Source organism: Microbacterium sp. 67-17, assembly GCF_001898325.1.
GTDB classification, from domain to species: domain Bacteria; phylum Actinomycetota; class Actinomycetes; order Actinomycetales; family Microbacteriaceae; genus Microbacterium; species Microbacterium schleiferi.
The window spans coordinates 193,411-214,847 of sequence record NZ_MKTR01000014.1 but is presented as its reverse complement, the minus strand read 5'-3'; the positions used below and the strand labels follow the sequence as shown (position 1 = coordinate 214,847).

Here is a 21,437-nt window from a genome sequence, read left to right as displayed (position 1 = left end):
TCGCGCTTCTAGACCTTGCGCAGCAGCACGCGGTCGACCGCGTGATTGGCAGCCTTCTGCAGCACGAGGGTAGCCCGATGCCTGGTGGGCAGGACGTTCTCGATCAGGTTCGGCAGGTTGATCTCGTTCCAAAACCCCAGGGCAGTTTCGACCGCCGTCTCATCGGTGAGGTCCGAGAAGACGTTGAAGAACGATCCGGGGTCGGCGAATGCGCCGTGTTTGAGAGCGAGGAATCGGTCGACGAACCACTGCGTGATGTGTTCGGGATCGGCATCGACGTAGATGGAGAAATCGAACAGGTCACTGACTGCCACCTCGTTCGGCGACGGCGGTGGTTGCAGCACGTTCAGTCCCTCGACGATCACGACATCCGGCCGGCGAACCGTGATGACGGCATCCGGGACGATGTCGTATTTCATGTGGGAGTAGAAGGGAGCGCGAACCTCGGGTGCGCCGCTCTTGACGTCGGTGAGGAATTGCACGAGCGCGCGCCGGTCGTAGGACTCGGGGAAGCCCTTGCGGTGCATGATGCCGCGGCGCTCGAGCTCGGCATTGGGATAGAGGAAGCCGTCGGTGGTCACGAGTTCGACGCGCGGGGTGTCGGGCCAGCGACTCATCAGCTCGCGCAGCAGACGCGCGATGGTGGATTTGCCGACGGCGACCGAACCGGCGACACCCACCACGAACGGGGTGGTCGAGTCGGTCTCGTGAAGGAACGCGCTCGTGTCTGCTCCGATTCGGCGAGTTGCGCCGGCATACAGGCTCAGGAGGCGACTGAGCGGGAGATACACCTCGCGCACCTCGTCGATGTCGAGGCGATCGCCGAGGCCGCGAAGCGACACGATCTCTGTCTCGGTGAGCGGCTGAGGCATGTCGGCGGCGAGCCTCGCCCAGTCGGGGCGCGAGATCTCACGGTAGAGCTGCGGGTTCAGTTGCTCGCGGGCGTCAAGGGCTGCGGCATCGCTGGGCACGGGGCCATCGTAGTCCCCGCGACGTATCCCTCCCGACGCCGAGTTGTCATCGATGGCTCACTACACTGGCGCTCGTCAATGCACGTCGACGCCGTGGTCGCCGCACCAAGAGACGGAGGATGCACGCGTGGACGACGAGTCGATCATCACTCGAGCCCGGTGGGCGCGACGCGGCGCTTTCGGCATCCTGACGATCATCGCCCTCGTCGCCGCGGTCGGGCTTCCGCTGTATGTCTTTCCTGCCGATCCCCCGGCACCCGCAGCCGACCTCATCTACGTGATCGGCCCGCCGACTGCCACCCGCATCGCTGACGCCGAGAGCCTTCGCGACCAGGGGATCGCCGATGAGGTCCTGGTGTCAGTGCCATCGTCGGGTCCGGACTCGGCCGACGAGCTCGCCTACTGCTGGCGCGCCTACGTGACCTGCCGCACCCCCGACCCGTTCACCACGAGGGGGGAAGCCGCGATGCTGCAGTCCTACGCGACCGACGGCGACGCCGTCATCGTCCTGACCTACACTCCGCACGTCCTGCGCACGCGCTTCATCTTCGACGCGTGCGCGGATGCCGATGTGACAGTGATTCCCGTTGACGAGCGCCTGAACCTCTCGCGCTGGATCTACAACTACGCCTACCAGAGCGCCGCATTCGCGAAGGCGTGGGTCCTCGGCTGCGCGGATCCACCCGCCGGCGCGCTCCCCTGACGCCCCCAGCTCAAGCCACCGATAGGCTGACCCCCGTGCGTCTGGGCGTCCTCGACATCGGCTCCAACACCGTCCATCTCCTCGTCGCCGACGCCCACCCCGGCGGTCGGCCCCTGGCCTCCACGAGCCATCGATCGGTGCTGCGCCTCATGAGGTACGTCACGCCCGATGGCGCGATCAGCCAGGAGGGTATCGCCGCGCTGGTGGATGCCGTCACGCAGGCCCGCGCCGTGGCCGAACGCGAGAAGGTCGACGAGTTCCTCGCTACGGCGACCTCGGCGGTGCGGGAGGCGACCAACGGCGCCGAGGTGATCGGGCGCATCGAGGAGGCGCTCGGTCAGCAGCTGCAGGTACTCGGGGGCGTGTCCGAGGCACGCTTCACGTTTCTCGCGGTGCGGCGGTGGTTCGGCTGGTCGGCAGGCCAGATCCTGCTCTTCGACATCGGCGGTGGGTCACTGGAGATCGCGGCGGGCGCCGATGAGCTGCCGGATGAGGCGGCATCCGTTCCCCTCGGCGCCGGCCGCATGACGATCGCGTACCTGCCAGACGATCCGCCCGGCGAGGAGGCCGTCGATCGCCTGCGGGCCCACGCCCGCCAGACACTCAAACCGCTGACCAAGACTTTCGGCGCCCTCCCCCGGCCCGATCACACCGTCGGCTCCTCGAAGACGATCCGGTCCCTTGCCAAACTCGTGGGCTACCCACTCCCGGGGTGGTCGGGAAGCGAGCGGATGATGCTCCCCCGCGCTGCGCTCGGGTCCTGGATCCCGCGCTTGGCGCGCATTCCGGCATCCGCCCGACAGGAGCTTCCCGGCATCACCGCCGATCGCACCTTCCAGATCGTCGCGGGCGCCGTGGTCCTGCACGAGGCGATGCGCGCGATGGATGTCGAGGAGCTCGAAGTGAGCCCGTGGGCGCTGCGCGAGGGTGTGCTGCTGCGCTACATCGAGTCGATGGCCTGGGGCTGACCGGCGCCGAGCCACGGCCGCGGCACCGCCGCGTGCGATGCGCAACGGCGCAGATCGTGCTCGACACCCCGGCCTCAGGCTCCGGCCACCGGCGTGTCGCCGAAACTCTGCGCCGTTACGACCTCACGGCCGGCCACCCCCAGCCGAGGGGGCACACCCACTCGTGGGGGCCGTCGTGGTGTCCACTCGAACCACGAGGGATGCTGCGTATCCGGCATCCACCGAGCCCGTCACTGTCGGGATCTGCAGCGCCCCACCGTCTTCACCGAAGACGTTGTCGCTGGCCAGGCTTACCTGGGCGAGGTTGCGGGATGAGCCGGTGTAGTCGGACAACGAGAAGACCGCCGTCGCGACGGACTCTGGAATCGCAAGCTGTGTGGTCGAGATCGCCGTCGTCGAATCGGTGATCGCGTCGAGGCTCGGGTAGATGTCCGTGCAGATCGATGGATCGAGAGTGACGGTCCGAGCTATGGCGCCCGACGGTAAAGCCTATGCGCCTGCTACGACTGCTCAGGCAGAAAGAGTGAGCCGTTCGCGCACCACGCCGGCGAGGGCCTCGGCGTGAGCGTGGGCCGTCTCGGCGTCGGCCGCCTCGACCATGACGCGCACGAGGGGCTCGGTTCCGGAGGGGCGCAGCAGAACGCGGCCCGACTGCCCCAGAGCAGCGGATGCCTGGGACACCGCATCCTGCACGACCTCGTCGGTCGCAACCAGCGACCGGTCGACGCCCGTCACGTTCACCAGCACCTGCGGGTACACGGTCATGATCGAGGCGAGGTCGGCCAGAGAGCGCCCGGTCCGGGCCATCTCCGCCATGATGTGAAGCCCCGTGAGCAGGCCGTCGCCGGTGGTGGCGAACCGCGACATGATGACGTGGCCCGACTGCTCGCCGCCGAGGGCGAACCCGCCCTCGGTCATGCGCTCCAACACATACCGGTCGCCGACGGCTGTCTGCTCGACACGGATGCCGTGATCGGCCATCGCGCGGTGAAGACCGAGGTTGCTCATGACTGTCGCGACGAGGGTGTCGTCGACGAGCTCGCCGCGCTCCTGCAAAGCCACGGCGAGGATCGCCATGATCTGGTCGCCGTCGATCACGCGCCCGGCTGCATCCACGGCAAGGCACCGGTCGGCGTCGCCGTCGTGCGCGATGCCGAGGTCGGCACCGTGCGCGACGACAGCCGCCGCAAGCTGATCGAGGTGCGTCGAACCGACACCGTCGTTGATGTTCAAGCCGTCGGGATCGGCGCCGATGACGGTGACCCGAGCCCCGGCATCCGCGAACGTCTGCGGCGAGACGGCGGATGCCGCGCCGTGCGCGCAATCGAGCACGACATGCAGACCCTCGAGCCGATGCGGCAGCGACTGGAGCAGGTGCAGGACGTAGCGGTCCTCGGCATCCGAGAACCGGGAGATCCGGCCGACGCCGGCGCCGGTCGGCTGCAGCTTGTCACCGCTCATGGCGGCTTCGATGCGCGCCTCGACGACGTCGGGCAGCTTCACACCGCCGCGAGCGAAGATCTTGATGCCGTTGTCGGGTGCTGGGTTGTGGGATGCCGAGACCATGACCCCGAAATCGGCGTCGTGGTCGCCGACGAGGTAGGCCAGGGCGGGGGTGGGCAAGACGCCGGCATCCAGGACGTCGACGCCCGACGAGGCAAGTCCAGCCGACACAGCGGCAACGAGGAACTCCCCCGACACGCGTGGGTCACGGGCGACGACCGCGGTGAGGCGCTTGCCCGCAGCACGGCGGGCATCAGCGGTACGGCCCTGGCCCAGGACGACAGCTGTCGCCTGGGCCAGGGACAAAGCGAGATCGGCGGTGAGGATGCCGTTGGCAAGCCCTCGTACGCCGTCCGTGCCGAAAAGCGGCATGGTTCGCGGTTGGGAAGCGATTAACGCTTCGAGTACTGCGGAGCCTTACGCGCCTTCTTGAGACCAGCCTTCTTGCGCTCTTTCACGCGAGCGTCGCGCGAGAGGAAGCCGGCCTTCTTGAGGGCCGGGCGGTTGTTCTCGGCGTCGATCTCGTTGAGCGCACGGGCGATGCCCAGGCGCAGCGCACCGGCCTGGCCCGACGGGCCACCGCCCTGGATGCGGGCGATGACGTCGTAGGCGCCGGTGAGGTTCAACAGCGTGAAGGGGTCGGTCACGAGCTGCTGGTGCAGCTTGTTCGGGAAGTAGTTCTCGAACGCACGGCCGTTGACGGTGATGGTGCCGGTACCGGGAACCAGGCGCACGCGCGCGATGGCTTCCTTGCGGCGGCCCACTGCCGCGCCGGGAACGTTGAGCACGGGGCGCGCGGCCTCGACAGCCTCGACGTCGACGGCGGATTCGGTTGTGTAGCTGGTGGGCTCGGTTGCGGTGGTGTCGTTCGCCACGAGTATGTCCTTCTGGGTCTGTCCGGCGCTTACTGGGCGACCTGGTCGAGCGTGTATGTCTTGGGCTGCTGAGCGGCGTGCGGGTGCTCGGCACCGACGTACACCTTCAGCTTGGACAGCTGCTGGCGACCCAGGCTGTTCTTGGGGAGCATGCCGCGAATGGCCTTCTCGACGGCGCGGACGGGGTTCTTCTCGAGCAGCTCGCTGTACGCGACGGCCTTGAGCCCACCCGGGTAGCCGGAGTGGCGGTAAGCCATCTTCTTCTGGAGCTTCTGGCCGGTGAGGGCGACCTTGTCAGCGTTGATGATGATGACGTGGTCGCCGCTGTCAACGTGCGGTGCGAAAGTCGCCTTGTGCTTGCCGCGCAGGAGCGCTGCAGCGTGGGAGGCGAGGCGGCCGAGAACGACGTCGGTGGCGTCGATCACGAGCCATTCGCGCTGGATTTCGCCAGCCTTGGGGGTGAATGTGCGCGTCACGATAGTGCTGCTTTCTGGTTCGAACGGAGGAGTTCGTGAATCCCGCTCCGGGGTGGTTCCGAGGCCGAAGGCCGCCGAACACGCCAGTGGAGGGCTCACGTTCGCAGGTGTCTGCCGCAGTGAGGCAAGCACCAAAGGGATAGCTTACGGCATCCGGATGCTGCGCGCGAACCATCCGCGCCGTGCCCGTGGTACCAGCCCTGTCGCAACGGCGCACCCCGACCGCGACACGCCGCAGGCGTGGCGGCGGCGCCGGCGTGTGCGCCAAACGGTGCACCGTTGCGACATAGCATCCCGGTCGCGCCCGGCGCCCCATCGACACCGGAACCCCGGGAGAGATTAGCCTGATGCTCATGCCCGACCGCTCCCGTGCTCGACTCGGACGGGGGGCACTGGTTCCGGCGGCCCTGAACCTCGTCGGGATCGGGGCCATGACGGCGCCAGCCATCACCGGTCTGCCACTGGCGGTCGATCTGCTCGCTCCCCCGACAGAGCGAACCGGCATCCTTGCCCTGGCTGTGACCCTCGGCGCCGTGGCGGCGACGATCGCCAATCCTCTCTTCGGGGCGCTCTCTGACCGCACGCGTTCGCGGCTCGGCTCGCGGCATCCGTGGATCATCGGCGGCTCCGTCTTCGGGCTTGCGTCGATGGGCCTGCTGCTGATCGCACCGTCGATCGGGCTCCTGCTCACCGCGTGGGTGCTGGTGCAGATCTCGTACAACGCGCTCCTGGCAGCGGCGGCAGGTCTGCTCGCTGACGCCGTTCCGGATGCCGAACGTGGGCGAGCCTCGGGAGCTTTCTCGGCTGCTGCGTTTCTGGGCACCGTCCCACCCCTGCTCCTGTCCAGTGTGCTCCCCGATCACGTCGCCACGGTGACGATATCCATGTCTGTGCTGGCTGTCGCCGTCGCCGTCGTGGCGGCGGCGGTACTTCCACCGCGTGCGGCCCCGGCACGGGCGGGGGCAACGCAGACCCCGGATGCCGATGCTGGTGGCGCCGCTTCGATCCGCCGCTTCGCACCGGTCTGGGTGGGCCGATTCATCCAGTCGGTGGCGTTCGGTCTGGTGAGCTCGTTCATGCTCTACCTGGTGGCAGACCGCATCACGGGAACAGCGGGTGCCGCCACGGCGCTCACCTCCCTATCGACGCTCGCCGGTGGCGGGGCGATCGTCATCGCCGCCCTCGTCATCGGGTGGGTGGCTGACCGGATCGATCCCCGCATCCTGCTCGCAGGCTCCGCGCTCCTCCTGGCTGGCGCGGCACTCGTTCGGGCTGGTGCCGCGAGCGCACCGACATTGGTGGTCAGCGCTGTTCTGGGTGGAATCTCCATGGGTGTGTTCCTGGCGGTGAATCTTGCGACAGCGCTCCGTCGCATCCCCGTCGGTGCCGGCGGCCGATACCTCGGCGCCTTGAACATCGCCGATACGCTGCCCCAGATCATGGTCCCGAGCGTCGCAGCATGGCTGCTCACCCTCGGCGGTCCGGATCCAATGTCGGGCGCCGCCGACAACTTCACGACCCTGTGCGTGGGCGCAGCAGTGGTGAGTCTCGCGGGCTTGGCGGTCCTACCCTTCCTGCGGCCCGTGAGCGAGCCCGTCGTCGGGGTCGGTGTCGACGCCGGGCCGCACGAGCCCCCACGCGGCGAGCGCTCGTAGCGCATCGGCGCGATTGCTCACACCGAGTTTGCGATAGAGCGCGCGCAGTTGCGACTTGACGGTGTTTGGCGACACGGTGAGCGCTGCGGCGATCTGAGCCACACCGTCGTGGCGGCCGAGTTCGAGGGCGACCGCGTGCTCGCGTGCGGTGAGCCGAGGCGCGGCGCCGGGCGACCCGATCATCGCCCAGTCACGGGCACGCGCCACGCGCTGGACAAAGTCAGGCTGGTTCAGCCGGCCAGCGCTCGCGGCGAGCGCGGCGAGGGCCGCATCGGGTACCAGCGCGAGAGCAAGCATCTGCCCACTTTCGGCGAGCGCGGCATCCGCACGCTCGATCGCCGTTCGCGTGTGGGCGTCATCGTTGCCGAGAACGGCGATGGATGCTGCGGTCAGCGCGAGGTGCTCGGCGCGTGCGCGAGCGGATGCCTGCCCGGCCGCCGCACCGTTGAGGAGTCGCAACGCGCGTTCGGCGTCACCTGCGGCGAGGGCGATGCGGGCACGGCTGACGGCGGTGCGTGCATCCTCGCTGCGGCCGAGGACGCGTTCGGCAGCAGCGAGATCTCCGGCTGCCAGGGCTGCCAGCGCACTGGTGTGCCGCAATCGGGCGCTGGTGAACGGCGAGACGGCGCGCCGGGCTCGCTGGGCGCTCACGACACTCCGGATCCGCTCCCGGGCGATATCGGGCCGGTGGCGACGCAGTTCGATGAGCACGTCGATGTGCAGCAGCGGCGCCCAGTGCTCGATCGTTTCGCGGTGGTCGTCGAGGACGTGCAGGTGCGCCGTCGCGGCCGCAAGGTCTCCGTCTTCGAGGGCTATCACGGCGTGGGCCAGTTGCAGGAAGCTGCCCGGGTAACCCGTTTTCCAGCGCTCCGGCCACTCCCGTTCCTCGGCGCGAGCGGCGATCGCGCGCGCCTGCACGATCTCGCCGTCCAGCGCGTGTGTTCCCGCGAGCAGCGCGAGCCCCTGAAGCCCGGCGCGATACCCGCCGGCGTCGCTGACGGCTACCGACTGGCGGAAGCAGACGATCGCCCGGGGAATGTCACCGGTATAGAGCAGACTCGTGCCGATCTGGTTCCAGACGCTGGGCTCGTTTCGCCCCAGTCGGAGCCTGTCATCGGTGCTGAGGTCGCCGAGGGTGTCGAACGCCTCCCGGGCAGCCTTGGCGCCATCCCGTCCCGAAACCCGTTGCGCAGCAGACTCGATGGCGCGCAGCAGGACGCGGTCTGCGGGATCGCGGGTCGCCGAGCGCTGGCGCGAGCCGTACGCGGCAAGGAGGAAGTACTCGATCGCTCGCAATCGGTGATCGGGCCGGGCGTTGGCGATGATCGCGAGCAGCGTCGTGACGAGCGGGAGGCGCCCGAGGACGGTGAGGGGCACTCCCCGAAACAGCTCAGTGACCCGCAATCCGTACGGCAAGAGCTCGTTCCAGTAGCGGCGCACAGTGTCGGTCGCGAGCGGCCAGTCGCGGTACTCCACGGCGCGGCGCAACGCCGAGAACGGCTGTCCGGAGTCGAGTTCCCACTGCGCGACCAGAATGTTGAGTTCCCGAAGCCTGCGCGCCGGCAGGTTACGCCGAGCGGATGCCGACAGCGCCCGCTGCGCGAACGGTGACGGTTCGAAGACGGCGACGGCATCCCGCCGTGGGCCCTGACCCCCGCGGCCACGCCACTGCCCGAGCCCTTCCCGCTCGGCACGGTCAAGGAGTGCTGCCGCGTCGGCTTGTCCGGTGAGACGGACGGCGAGCTCGACATCGACGGCATCAGCCAGGCAGATTGCTTCGAGGAAGCCGGTGAACCGCGTATCCCACGACGGTCGCCGGATGCGCAGGAACGACTCGACGATCTCCGACACCCGAGACGAGTCGATCTCCCGGAGGGTGCGGTCTCCACCGCGCCCTCCCGTCGCGCTCTCGTCGAAGGTCAGCAATCGGGCGAGCCCGGGGGCGCCACCGTGGTCGAGGACGTCCCCGACAACCGGGGTGTGCTCACCGGTGTTGAGAAGAGCCGCCGTCTCACCGCGCGTGAGGGCGAGTGCGTCATCGCGCAACACGATGACGTCGAGCGCGAGGGTGAGCGCGGGCTCGGCGAAGCCGTTCGTCGCGCGAGTACTGGTACGCACCGACAGCGACGGCAGGTCGCTGAGAAGCCGGATGACGCCACTGATCGTGTCGGGCTCGAGATACTCGCTCTCGTCGATGGCGAGCGCTATCTCGCCGAGGCGAGCAAGGCCCCGGCGGAGGGTGTCCCAGGGGTCGGCGACGAACTGGAAGGCGGCAGGACCTGCCGACAGCGGGTTCCCGGGGTCGAGGAGGCCGTAGTCGTGAAGGGCCAGGGCGAGGTGGCCGGCGAAGACTGTCGGTGAGCCGCCGCCGTCCGCCACGCGGAGCCAGAGTCCGCGGCGTGGCGTCCGCGCTGCCCACTGGGCCATCGCGACGGTCTTTCCCATGCCTGCTGGTGCACACAGGACAGCCAGGGCGTGGTCTTCCTCGAGAACGGCTTCGAGACGTGGGCGATCGAGAAGTGCGCCTGGAAGACGCGGAACTCCGGTAAGACCCATCGAATCGACCCCGGCATCGCCGCGGGGGTAGAAGGGCGTGGCGACGCCCTTCTAGGATACGGGCCGTCAGAAGAGGGCGAGCGGAGCGGCGATGGTGCCGCGCACGATAGCTCCTACCAGCAGGAGACACGTGCCCAGAAGAAGCAGGATGGCGAACGCGAGAGCCAAGCGCAGATTCGTCATGTCGGGGATGCCTTTCGCGCGGTGGTGATCGGCCGACGGGTCCGGGCGACGGACCGTCTCTCGGGGAAGGTACGGCCCGTCGCCGGGGGATCTGGGAGTCCCGCGGCGAGCGTAAGCATCCGCGTATCGATGCGGAAGGCATGCGCCGCGAAATTCGCCCCCATCTTCACCCCGGCGCCTCCGCTCGCTCCCTCCCCCATCCCCTCGCGGGGGTGATCTAACGGGTGAACCTGAGTACACGGATGAGCGGGGACGCGATGGCTTGGCTAGCGTCGACTCGTGCGGCAGCGATCTCTGCCGCGGAGCGCGATCCGATGCGACCTGGAGATCACGCTCGCGATCGCGTGGGGGGGCGGCCTTCGGGCCGGAGCGATGGCCGCTTTCCCGAGCGGCCATCGCTCGACCCGTCTCAGCGGCTCACGCGGCGGAACTGACGGGGGTTCGACGCGCACTCTCCAATGCGCTGGGGACACGGGTGCCGCGTCCTAGACTCGTGCCGAATGCGCGTGAAGATGTGCAGGTGACGCCCGATACCCGGCGGGCGGTGGGGGTGAAGGGTTCGCGATGGAGCCGCAGATCGAGGTCACCACTGGGGTGCGCCTTCTCGCGGCCCACGATGCCGGCAACGCGGATGAGGTCGTCGCAATCATCACCCGCTCCCCGCTCGAAGCGTGGTTCGGAGTGCCTCCTGACCAGATGCGCGAGATCCTGCGTGCCATCCCGCCGGATTCGATCCCGGCTGGCAGCGCCGTGCGCGCGTTCCGCCTGTTCCTGAACGGGCCCGTTGTGGCTCACTCAACGACGGACCTTGACCCCAGCGAGATGGCGGCGTCATTCTTCGATGCCCGCGCTCGCGGCGAGGCGCGCGACGCAGCCGACGTCATGCGACGGGCCTCCGAGTCCCCCCGGATGAATGCGCTGTTCGATGAGACAGCCGGGATGGCGACCTTCCAGGCCGTGCAACTGGGACTGTCACAGATGCTGACAGGCGACCTGGCCGAGGCACTGGCGTCGTTCACGCTCGCGCGCCGGACGCCGCCCCCGGCTCCGCTTACCGCGCTCCTTCGTGACGCATATGTGAAGCCGGCACTCGTACACGCGCTTCACGGCGATCCTCGGACAGCGCGGCGCAAGCTCGCGCTGGCCGCGGAGCTGCCGCGCACCTCCAGCTGGGTCGAGCACGTCATCGACGCGCACGCCGCGCTGGCAGCGGCAGCCGTCGCCGGCGACGGCGGCCTGGATGATGCGGTTGAGCAGGTCGAGCGGATCCCGGTGCCGCTTCTGGGTGAGCTCTGGCCCTACCGCGTGGATGTCCTGTTCCGACTTCATCTGCGTCGCGGGCGACTCGATGAGGCCGAGGCGAGCGTGGCTCGCTTTCAGCCCGCGGCTTCGGGATTCGTTCCCGGCCAGGGCGTGCCCGGAAGTGTGTTCGCGGCGGCTCATGCGACAGCGGCACTCCTGCGAGGCGACGTCCCGCAGGCCCGTGTGCTTCTCAGCGGCATCGATGAGCGCCCGGCGATCTATCGCGTGCTGCGCGAAGCCGTCGCGGTGGGATCCGGCGACTCGGCTGAGGCCATCCGTCGACTGATCGGCCTGCACGCCCAGACCTCTCCCCTGCGTCAACTCGAGTTCCTTCGGGTGACGTTGTTGAGCGCTGCACTTCTTAGCCAAGGCAGTACGGATGACGCGACCGAGCTGCTGCGCGGCCTGGTCGCGCGGTCAGGGGGCCTCGACGATGTCGAACGCGTGTACGTTCCGGGGGTTGTGGCTCGATTCGCACACGCGACTGTCGAGGGCTGGCCTGAAGGCTTCGGCAACACGTTATTGCGCGGCTCGCCCGCGCCGGTCCTGACGCCCCGCGAGCGCGCGGTGCTGGAGCTGCTGGCCACCGACCTCACACGCGCACAGATCGCCGAGGCCCTGTTCGTGTCGGAGAACACGGTGAAGTCGCAGCAGCGGACGCTCTTTCGCAAGCTCGGGGCCACCACCCGCGTCCAGGCGCTGCTCACGGCTCACCGCCTCGGTCTGCTCTAGGCCACAGAGGCCGGCTCCACGTGTGAGACGCGGCGGAATCGTGCGCCGGTCCGTGGCAGCACAGTGAGTGTGAAGCATCACAGCACAGGGGTGAAGAACCGGGTGAATTCGGGCGGCAGAACCGTTTTGTGCTAGCCCACACCTCAATACTCGGGCTGAGGAGTAGCCAGCTCGCGGCCCGAGCGGGACTGGTGGTCTCCGCGCCTGCGCCTGCGCGGGCATTGTGTGCTGCCCTCCCTCGCTCATCACCCGAGCGACCTGACAGAAGCCGGTCACGTAATGAACGCCCCTGCGCCCTCCGCATCCGCCGCTCCCGCGACTCGCCGCGCGTCCCGAGAGCGCAGGCGTCGGAACTGGATGCGCCGGGTTTCGCTCCTGCTCGCACCTGCGCTGATCGCCAGCACCGTGGGTGTGGGTATCTGGGGCGCGACGACAGCAGCGTCTGCTGCTGCGCTTCCCGATCCGTCGACGTCGATCGGGTTGGTGCAGACCGGCGGCGCATACGGGGATGCCGATACCAAACCATTCATCCTCGCCGGCGAGGATGCGACCTTCGATGTTTCCATCACGAACACCTCGACGACAGGCGGATTCAACGCGTCGCTGACCGTCCTGCTGCCGAGTGGGATCGATTTCGTCTCGTCGGGCGGCATGGGCAGCCCTCTCGTGTACCCGAGCGGCGCTCAGCTTCCCAACAGCGCGAAGACGCAGTCCGGCGACCCGCTTGCGACGGTACCGGCGGGAATGCAGTTGTGGGTATTCCAGGACGTCGCCGATCTGCCGGGGACGGCGACGTATCCGTCGTCGCTGACCGTGCGTCCTGACGCAGATCTCTTCCCGGTGGGCGCCGCGCCCGACATCACCCTCACCGGCTACATCTCCGCCGACCCCGCCCTCATCCCCGTCTTCGACGGGTCGACCGGTGTCGGGGGCACGGCGGGCGCAGCCGAGACCTCGGGCGGTGCCAGCTCGACCGACATGCCGGTTCACGCCCTGCGGTTGACCAAGCACGAGCCGAGCCCCGAGATCGAACTGCTGCGCGGCGTGCACGACCACCAGACCGTCTACACACTGACCGTCGAGAACTCACCGCAGGGCGACACGAACGGCGTCACCCTCGTCGACTTCCTCCCCGCAGGCCTTGAGTTCCTGGCGTGCGCAAGCGTTGACAACACTGCCGACTCGCCGCTGCTCTACGACGGCGGTGGAAGCCTCGGCGGTTCCCTCGAATACCCGACCGCGGGCCCGATCACGGGCGCCTCGCCCGCTGACTGCCTGACGCCGGCCAGCGTCGAGACGGTGAACACCGGCATCCCCGCCGGCCTTGACCCGGGCGTCTACACGAAGGTGACCTGGAACCTCCCCAACCTCACCGGAGGCACGGAGCAGACCACTGATCTCAGCGCCCCGGGAGTGGCCGGCACGTACGTCATCCGCTATGTCGCCGCTGTCCCGCTGTTCGAGAACACGATGGACTTCGTCACGACGGCCGGGAGCGGCACTCCTGATCCCGCCGGGCTCCAGCAGGCATCCAACCTGAATAACAACAACGGCGCCTCGACCCGGCAGGGACAGGGCGCGGGCTTCGGCGACGGCATCCTCTACGACAACCTCGCTACGGTTGCCGGTACGTACGTGGGTCCACTCGCGCCGTCCACTCCCGCGGCGGCAAGCGACACCGACACCGAGCAGATCCAGGCGATGGACCTGCGGGTGCTCAAGAGCGTTACAACCGGTGCCGGCAGTGAGTTCATCACGGGAGGCTTGGCGACCTACACGCTGAACATCGCGACGAGCGAGTACACGAGCGCCGGCGACCCGAGCGATCCCGACCCGATCGAACTCGTCGACACTCTCGACAACGGGTTGTGTCCCGCGCTTCCGGGGCCGGCAACGGCTGCCCTCACCGGTGATCCCCTGCCTGCTGACTGCCCATACCCCTGGTCGAGCGGCGGAGAGTCTCTCACCGGGGCTACCGCGACGGCCATCGACTATGACTCGGCAACCGGCACGTTCGCGGTGACCTATCTGATCGACCCGGCAGCGCTCACCGCGAACGACGAGCACGTGGTCACCTACACGGCTCTCATGCGCAGCACCTACGACACCGACAACCCGTGGGTCGGACCCACGACGTCGGGCGACAGCCTGGGCAACACCGTCACGATAACGGGATGGACTGACGCGATTGCAGCACTCACCGGCGTGACCAACGGCAGCGGCGTTCCTGCCGACGGCACGGAGGATGTCTGGGACGACTCCGAGGCGATGATCGATTCGGCGTTCTCGGCGATCTCCAAGCAGGTGCTCCCGCGCGACTCCGTGATTCCCACCCCCGGAGTGGCGCCAACCGCTGCGGCGTCGTGTGATGTGGCTCCCGGCGCGCCGTGGGCGCAGAACCAGACGGATGCCGCGGACGCCGCCTTCTACGCCGGAGATGTCGTCTGCTACGAACTGACGGTCGTCTTCGCCAATGAGATCGACGTTCGAAACCCGCTGGTGACCGACTTCCTGCCCGCGGGAGTCTCCTACCTCGACTCCGCGATCTATAGCGGTTCTGGCGGCACGAGCGGCGGGGTGACGATCGACAGCTTCTCTCAGAACGGGCAGCGACTGGAATGGCAGGTCAGCGCCGTCGGCGCTGGCGGTGACCGCTACGTCCCTCTGAACTCCCGACTCGTGCTGCATGTCCTGGGACTGGTGACCTCGAACACGCCGTCCGACAGTTCCGCGCTGGACAAGCCGCAGAACCTCATGAAGTACCAGCAGGAGAACGTGCTGGGCGATCTGTTCTTCTTGCGCGACGCGTCCGAGATCCAGCTCGGTCAGGGCCCGACCTTGCTGAAGGGTGTGCGCGATGTCGACGGGGACGCGACCCTCCCAGCTCAGAGCCAGAACAATCCCGACGGCACGGTCTTCGACTCCAACCGCGACGGCATCCAGGTCGCTGCCGGCGACGTCGTCACGTACCGCGTGGACCTGTCCGGCGGCGACTTCGACGCCGACCTGACGGTCTGGGACGCCCTCCCCAGCGGTATCGACAAGAGCGATGTCACGGCGATCAGCAATGGCGGCGCCGCACTCGATCCGGGTGACCCCGGCTACCCGTCCGATCTCGAGTCCTCGTACAGTGGCCGCTCGATCATCGCGTGGACCGGCATTGCCGTTGCCGCCGCACCGGGCACGGCGACCCTCACCTACGACGTCACGATTCCTGCGGACGCGCGCGTGAACGTCGACTACGACAACACGGCCTCGATCACGCAGTACGACGTCGACCTCAACACCGGCGACACGCAGACGCTCTACCCCGCCGACTCGCTCGATGACACGACGCGGCCCGTCAACGAGACGGTGCCGGGCGCGAACACCCGCGATGACTCCTCGGTGTTCACACCCGACCCGACCGTCGACAAGCAACTGGTGTCGACCGAGGTCGGCCCGAACACGGGTATCGGCGAACAGAACCTCGACCCGAACAACGGATCGAACCAGGCTGTCGAGGGCGAGCTCATCACATTCGACTACTCGGTCTCCGTCCCCGCACACACGACGGTGACGAACGCTGTCCTGAAAGACCGTGGCACGCTGCTGCGTGGCAGCACGCCGATTCCTTACACCGTGCACGGAACACCGACCTGGACAGCGTCGGCCCTCACCGGCGCCACAGCCGGCGACTTCTCGCTGTCGGGCGCGGGGGCCCTCACCTTCCCTGCCTCGTACTCGAACACCTCGAACGACGCGCAGGTGTTCACCGTGACCCTGACCCTGTACGTCGGCGACGCGGGGAACACGAACTCGACCCTCACCAACCGGGCACTGTTCACCAGCGACACCTGGAATGGGCAGCACGACGCGTCGGTCGTCTACATCGAGCCGAGCCCGCAGATCACGAAGTCGGCGTCGCCGGCATCCGATCTCACGACCAGCGACACGATCACCTACACAGTCAGCGTCGCCAACACGTCGAACCGACCGATCTCGTATGACAACGTCATCGTCGACACGGTGCCCGCTGGCCTCATCGTGGACATCGGATCGGCATCCGTGGCGCCGGCGGCCTACGACGTGGGAGTGACGACCGGTGCCGGCGGCACGATCACGTGGAACGTCGCCGAGATTCCCCCGACCGCAACCTTCACCTACGAGGCGAGCATCGACCCCTCCACCGGTGGTGGCGAGAGCTACACCAACACCGTGACCGAGACCGGATACACCCTGCCGACGAGCCTCGGCGGCGATGTCACGAGCCGGCGTGGGACGCGCACCTCGACCGACGATGCGACAGTGACCGCTGTCACCGCCGAGATCGCCAAGGGCGTGCGCACCGCCGGAACGACTGACGCCTTCACGAGCAGCGTCTCAGAACCGCTCGGTGAGACCGTCGAGTACCAGGTCCAGGTGACACTGAAGGCCAACATCAATTACTACGACCCAGTGATCTCCGACGACCTCCCGGCTGGAGTCGTGCTGCAGGATGCGACGATCAGCGGTCCGACGGCGAGCCCGTCGACGGGTGTCACCGGCACGTGGGACTACGCGCTGGATGCCGGCACGAACACCGCCACCTGGACTTACAGCGACGGCGGTGGCAACGACATCCTGTCGCAGCCGGTCGATCGGGTCCTGACCCTCACGTACGAGGTGCTGCTCGACGGCGGCGCGGTGGCGGCGAACATCACGAGCCTCCCCAACACCGCGGCGTTCGCCTGGAACACAACGAACGACGACCCCTCGACCAAGACCACGATCGACGACGGCGCAACCGTCACCGTACTGAACCCGCTTCTGGGAATCGTCAAGACCGTCTCGGATGCGACCCCGAACCCGGGTGAGACCTTCGACTACACCGTCACGGTGACCAACTCGGGCACGACCCCGGCCTACAACATGATCGTGAGCGATGACATCCCGACGGGCGTCGTTGTCGATCCGACCACCATCACCGGGGGCGGCGCGCTCACCGGCGCCGACCCCGTGCTCGGCGGCGGCACGATCACCTGGGACGAGGCCGACCTGCCAGGTCCGCTGAGCAACATCGCACCCGGTAACACCGTGCAGTTCACGTACTCGGCGACCCTGACGGCGAGTGCGAACCTGCATGATGCCGACACGTTCACCAACACGGCATCCGTCGACCACTACGAATCGTTCCCGACCGATGGCCGGGACTACGACCCCACGGATGTCGATGACACCGCGACCGTCGACCCGGCGCTGCCGGATGTAGCCCTGACAAAGGCCGTCACCGCGGGTGACCTGGCCTACGCAGGCACACCGTTCAGCTGGACGATCACCGCGACAAACAACGGTGACGGTCCGGCACAGACCGTGGACGTGGTTGACACACTGCCGGTGAACTGGGAGATGGATGCCGTGACGAGCGTGACCGTCGCCGGCAGCGCGGTATCGCCGGCTCCTGATCCGACCGTGACCGGCACTGGTGACTCCGGCGATCCGCAGAAGCTGGCGTGGTCGTTCGGAACTGCGAGCCCTGCCTCCGCCGTGCTGCAGCCGGGCCAGTCGATCGTGATCGTCTTCACAGCGATCCCGCGCGCCAGCGCGCTCGTCGACGCGGGCGTGACTCAGGCCGGCCCCCCGGTGGTCCACCCGCCGCACACCAACACGGTCAGCGCGACGACCACTGACACCTCTGGTGCCACCGGTGATGCAGATGGCGACTACACGGGTCCGGATGCGACGGCTGAGGCGTTCATCCACTCCGCCGATCTGCAGCTGCAGAAAGATCCCGGCACGGGGCTCGTTGCGGGCGGCTCCGCCGGCACAGCGTGGACGATCACGGTGACCAACAACGGTCCGGATGACGCAGTCGGCCCCTTCACCGTCAGCGACACGTGGGGCGATGCCGGTGTGCTGCCGGCGGGCTTCAGCGTGACGGGCGTCTCCGGCACCGGTTGGGACTGCGCGCTGGTGTCGACGACCGGGTTCGATTGCTCGCGCACGGACAGCGCCGACACCCTCGCCTCGGGCGCGAGCTTCCCGGTGATCACGGTCACGGCGCAGGCTGCGGCATCCTTCGATGTGGCCGACTCCCCCGTCGACAACACGGCGACCGTCACGGGCGCAACCCATGACCCCGACACGTCGAACAACACTGACGACGCGGAAGTTCCCGTCACTGCTGAGGCCGATCTCGTTATCGAAAAGACGGCATCCAGCCCCGTGAACGCAGGCGGATCGGTGACGTGGACCCTCACCGTCACCAACGACGGCCCCTCCGACTCGCTCTCGAGCACGGCGAACCCGATCACGGTGAACGACACGATCCCTGCGGGTATGCAGAACACGACGTTCGGCACGCTGCCAGCGGGCTGGACCGCGTCGGAGCCCGGTCCGTTCGACGCCGGGGACACGGTGACCTTCACCCTCGCGAACGGTGAGCGCCTCACGGCGAGCCAGGTCACCGCGTTCACCCTCACCGGCACGATCGACCCGTCGTGGCCGGCCAGCACCGGGATCTCCAACACCGGCACGGTGACTCCGGGCGAGACGACAGATCCGGATCCGTCGAACAACGAGAACACCGAAACGGTGACCCCCGGGATCGACACGACGCTGGGGATCAACAAGACCCGCGTGATCTTCGACGGCTCGGCGTGGGTTCCCGCGACGGCGGCGAACCCGGTGGTGCCGGGCGAGCCGGTGACCTACCTCGTCGAGGTGACCAACACCGGCACCGCCGACGCGCGCACCGTCACGGTGGACGACGAGGTGGCCGACTACTTCACGTACCAGTCGCTCACCTCGGTGACCGGCACATGGACTCGCACCACCAGCACCTCCGGACCCGGCGATGACCAGACCTTCGCCCTGACCGGGGATCTGGCAGCCGGCGGGTCGGCATCCTTCCGCGTGACCCTGCTGCTGGATGCGGCGGTCGAGACCGGCGCGACGATCGAGAACACGGTCATCGCGCACGCCGACAACGCGACAAACGACCCGGACGACACCGATTCCACCTCCGACTCGGAGCGTTCGGCTGACCTCTCGATCGCGAAGACGCACACCGGCACGGTGCACGCGGGCGACCCGCTGGAGTACACGGTCACCGTCACCAACAACGGCCCGTCCGCCTCGTCGGGCCCGATCGAGATCACCGACACCCTGCCATCTGGATTCGGTTACCAGACCGGTAGCGCCACGGTCAGCGTCGCCGGCGGCGCGGCGACGGCGACCGAACCGGTCGTGGCGGGTCAGACCCTCACCTGGACGGTGGGAGACTCCTCCTCGAGCCTCGCGAACGGCGCGACGATCGTCATCGTCTTCTCGGCGACGACGGATTCAGACCTCGCCGCCGGCTCGTACACCAACGAGGCAGATGTCGACGGCCCCGACGACGACAACCCGAGCAACAACCACGCCGAGGATCCCACGACCCTCGACACGCTCACCAACCTCGTGATCACCAAGACGCCGGACGCCGGGCCCTACATCGCCGGCACGGACGTGGGCTACACGCTCACCATCGAGAACGAGGGTCCGTCGGTGGCGCGCGATGTCGTGGTTACCGACGCAACCCCGGTGGGGATGACCGTCACGGCGATGTCGGGCAGCGGCTGGACCTGCGATGTCACGGTGACCCCGGCGGCCTGCGAGATCGCCGACCTGCCCGTGGGTACGACCACGATCTCGGTGACCGCGGCATTGTCGGCATCCGTTCTGACGGGAACCGACCTGACCAACACCGCGACGGTGGCAACCTCGACGCCCGAGACGAGCACGTCCGACAACTCCGACGACGCGACGATCACAGTCGAGACTCTCGCGGATCTCGGCATCGTGAAGACCGCTGTCGATGAGGCGGGTGACCCCGTCACCACCGCGATCGCGGGCGACGAGGCGCGGTACCTCCTCGAGGTACACAACTACGGGCCGTCGAACGCGGTGGCGCCCGTGACGATCGTCGACACGCTGCCCGAAGGCATCACCTTCGTCAGCCTGGTCGACGGCACCGACTGGTCGGCCGTGGCCGATCCGGTGGATCCGGTCAGCGGCACCCAGACCGTCACGCTCACCCGTTTGCCCTCGGGCACCGGGCTCGCGGCGGGGGCTGACGCGCCGGATGTGACGCTGATCGTGCAGCTTGACCCGTCGATCCCTGTCGACCCGATCACCGGCACGACGGTGCTGACCAACAGCGCGACGGTGAGCTCGGGCACCCCCGAGCCGGCGCCGGACCCGCACTCCAACACCGACACCGCGGATCTGGAGGTCAGCCAGGCGGTCAACCTGTCGATCGTGAAGACCCACGACGCCAGCGATGTCCGCATCGGCGACAACCTGCCGTTCGACCTGGCCGTGCACAACGACGGCCCCTCCACCGCGACGGGGGTGACCGTGGTCGACACGATCCCGGCAGGCCTGGTGTATGTGGATGCCGCAGGTAGCGACCCCGCGTGGACTGTCGTGGCCGACCCGGTAGCCCCGGATGGCACGACCACCGTCACAGCGACACTGACCGGCGATCTCGCCCCGGCCACAGATGCCCCGACGCTGTCGCTCACGGTCACTGTGACGGCTGCGGCCTACGACGAGGTCATCAACGTCGGTGTCGTCTCGGCCGATCAGCCCGAGACCGACCCGACCGACAACACGAGTGATGACACCGTCACGGTGCCGCCCCAGTCGACCCTGGTGGTCACCAAGACGGCGCTGGGCGGACTACAGGTCGGCTCGAAGGGCACGTATGTGATCGCGGTGACCAACGACGGCCCCACAGAGGATCCCGGTCCGATCGTGGTCACTGACGTGCTGCCGCGCGGGTTGACCTTCGTGTCGGCCACGAGCGCGAGTGCGAGCTGCGACGCATCCGGCCAAACCGTCACCTGCACGGTGACCGGTCCGCTCGGTGTCGGCGAGACGGCATCGATCACGCTCGTGGTGAAGGTCGGGAACGCCGCCTACCCGGAGGTGACGAACACCGTCACCGTGACGACCCCGACCGAGCAGCTGCCCGGATCGAGCCTCACGGCATCCACCACCAACCCGGTGGCCGCTGACCCGCTGGCGGGCACCGGTGGATCCCTACCCTGGTGGCTGATCATGGCGACACTGCTCCTGCTGATCGCCGGTGGCGGGTTCTTGGCCGCATCACGTCGGCAGACCGGCGTATGAGAAATCGCGTCATGAAATGCAGCACACGGCATCTGTAGGGGTGTGAACACGTCCCCAGCTGTCCCCCGTCACGGCCCTTCTGACTCCGCAGCGTCGGAAGGGCCGTGGCGGCCGTTCCGGTTTCGGGCGCGACGCTGGCGCTTGTTCGTTACCCGGCCACGCGCCGGAATTGCACGGCTCTCCGAGGCGCGCCTCTGGGGACGATGGCTCGAGCTGGCTGATGGCTCACGTGTGTGGCGGTGGGAGCGTGGTACCGCCGCGGTGACCTGCGCATCGCCGCGTCGCGCGTCGTGGACCAGAGCCCTTCCCGCCCGGATGTTGCTCGTCTCGCCCGGCGTTCCGGTACGGTCGGGCTGCTCTGGCGAGGCTCCCGATACC

The 21,437-nt window shown here is 68.1% G+C and carries 11 protein-coding genes; 5 read left to right on the top strand and 6 right to left on the bottom strand.

From position 1 onward, the window contains the following. Positions 1-8 precede the first annotated feature (8 nt). Positions 9-971 (bottom strand): type I pantothenate kinase, encoded by a 963-nt coding sequence (gene coaA, locus BGO47_RS06800; RefSeq protein WP_292709823.1) that lies wholly within the window; start codon positions 969-971, stop codon positions 9-11. Positions 972-1,098: 127 nt separating this feature from the next. On the opposite strand from coaA, the gene BGO47_RS06795 reads away from it, so the two are divergent. Next, positions 1,099-1,674, top strand: a complete 576-nt coding sequence (locus BGO47_RS06795) for a YdcF family protein (RefSeq protein WP_292709821.1) — start codon at positions 1,099-1,101, stop codon at positions 1,672-1,674. 35 nt (positions 1,675-1,709) lie between these two features. Next, positions 1,710-2,642 (top strand): Ppx/GppA phosphatase family protein, encoded by a 933-nt coding sequence (locus BGO47_RS06790; RefSeq protein ID WP_292709819.1) that lies wholly within the window; start codon positions 1,710-1,712, stop codon positions 2,640-2,642. A gap of 123 nt (positions 2,643-2,765) precedes the next feature. Here BGO47_RS06790 and BGO47_RS06785 read toward each other — a convergent pair whose 3' ends face one another. The 4 genes from BGO47_RS06785 to rplM all read right to left on the bottom strand — a co-directional run bounded on the left by BGO47_RS06785 (position 2,766) and on the right by rplM (position 5,496). Further along, positions 2,766-2,975 (bottom strand): hypothetical protein, encoded by a 210-nt coding sequence (locus BGO47_RS06785; protein ID WP_292709817.1) that lies wholly within the window; start codon positions 2,973-2,975, stop codon positions 2,766-2,768. Positions 2,976-3,152: 177 nt separating this feature from the next. Further along, the gene (glmM, locus tag BGO47_RS06780) at positions 3,153-4,517 is read right to left on the bottom strand and encodes a phosphoglucosamine mutase (RefSeq protein ID WP_292709815.1); all 1,365 of its coding nucleotides are present in this window, start codon (positions 4,515-4,517) and stop codon (positions 3,153-3,155) included. Between the two features lie 20 nt (positions 4,518-4,537). Next, positions 4,538-5,020 (bottom strand): 30S ribosomal protein S9, encoded by a 483-nt coding sequence (gene rpsI, locus BGO47_RS06775; protein ID WP_292709813.1) that lies wholly within the window; start codon positions 5,018-5,020, stop codon positions 4,538-4,540. Between the two features lie 29 nt (positions 5,021-5,049). Beyond that, positions 5,050-5,496 (bottom strand): 50S ribosomal protein L13, encoded by a 447-nt coding sequence (gene rplM, locus BGO47_RS06770; protein WP_292709811.1) that lies wholly within the window; start codon positions 5,494-5,496, stop codon positions 5,050-5,052. Between the two features lie 353 nt (positions 5,497-5,849). Here rplM and BGO47_RS06765 point away from each other — a divergent pair, with 353 nt between their 5' ends. After that, positions 5,850-7,151 carry an MFS transporter gene (locus tag BGO47_RS06765; protein ID WP_292709809.1) on the top strand — a complete coding sequence of 434 codons (1,302 nt, stop codon included), beginning with the start codon at positions 5,850-5,852 and terminating at the stop codon, positions 7,149-7,151. Here BGO47_RS06765 and BGO47_RS06760 read toward each other — a convergent pair. Then, a complete protein-coding gene (locus BGO47_RS06760) occupies positions 7,062-9,707 on the bottom strand; it encodes a LuxR C-terminal-related transcriptional regulator (protein ID WP_292709807.1) in 2,646 nt (881 codons plus the stop codon). The genes BGO47_RS06765 and BGO47_RS06760 overlap by 90 nt on opposite strands. 747 nt (positions 9,708-10,454) lie before the next feature. Between BGO47_RS06760 and BGO47_RS06755 the strand changes: the two genes are divergently transcribed. Continuing rightward, positions 10,455-11,924, top strand: coding sequence for a helix-turn-helix transcriptional regulator (locus BGO47_RS06755; protein ID WP_292709805.1), 1,470 nt, complete (start codon positions 10,455-10,457; stop codon positions 11,922-11,924). A gap of 357 nt (positions 11,925-12,281) precedes the next feature. Continuing rightward, positions 12,282-21,059, top strand: coding sequence for an isopeptide-forming domain-containing fimbrial protein (locus BGO47_RS06750; RefSeq protein WP_292709803.1), 8,778 nt, complete (start codon positions 12,282-12,284; stop codon positions 21,057-21,059). Positions 21,060-21,437 lie beyond the last annotated feature (378 nt).

Bases quoted from the DNA above. Each gene is read 5' to 3' on its own strand.
- glmM (WP_292709815.1), bottom strand. From the start codon at position 4,517: ATGCCGCTTTTCGGCACGGACGGCGTACGAGGGCTTGCCAACGGCATC.
- BGO47_RS06765 (WP_292709809.1), top strand. From the start codon at position 5,850: ATGCCCGACCGCTCCCGTGCTCGACTCGGACGGGGGGCACTGGTTCCG.
- BGO47_RS06760 (WP_292709807.1), bottom strand. From the start codon at position 9,707: ATGGGTCTTACCGGAGTTCCGCGTCTTCCAGGCGCACTTCTCGATCGC.
- BGO47_RS06755 (WP_292709805.1), top strand. From the start codon at position 10,455: ATGGAGCCGCAGATCGAGGTCACCACTGGGGTGCGCCTTCTCGCGGCC.
- BGO47_RS06750 (WP_292709803.1), top strand. From the start codon at position 12,282: ATGCGCCGGGTTTCGCTCCTGCTCGCACCTGCGCTGATCGCCAGCACC.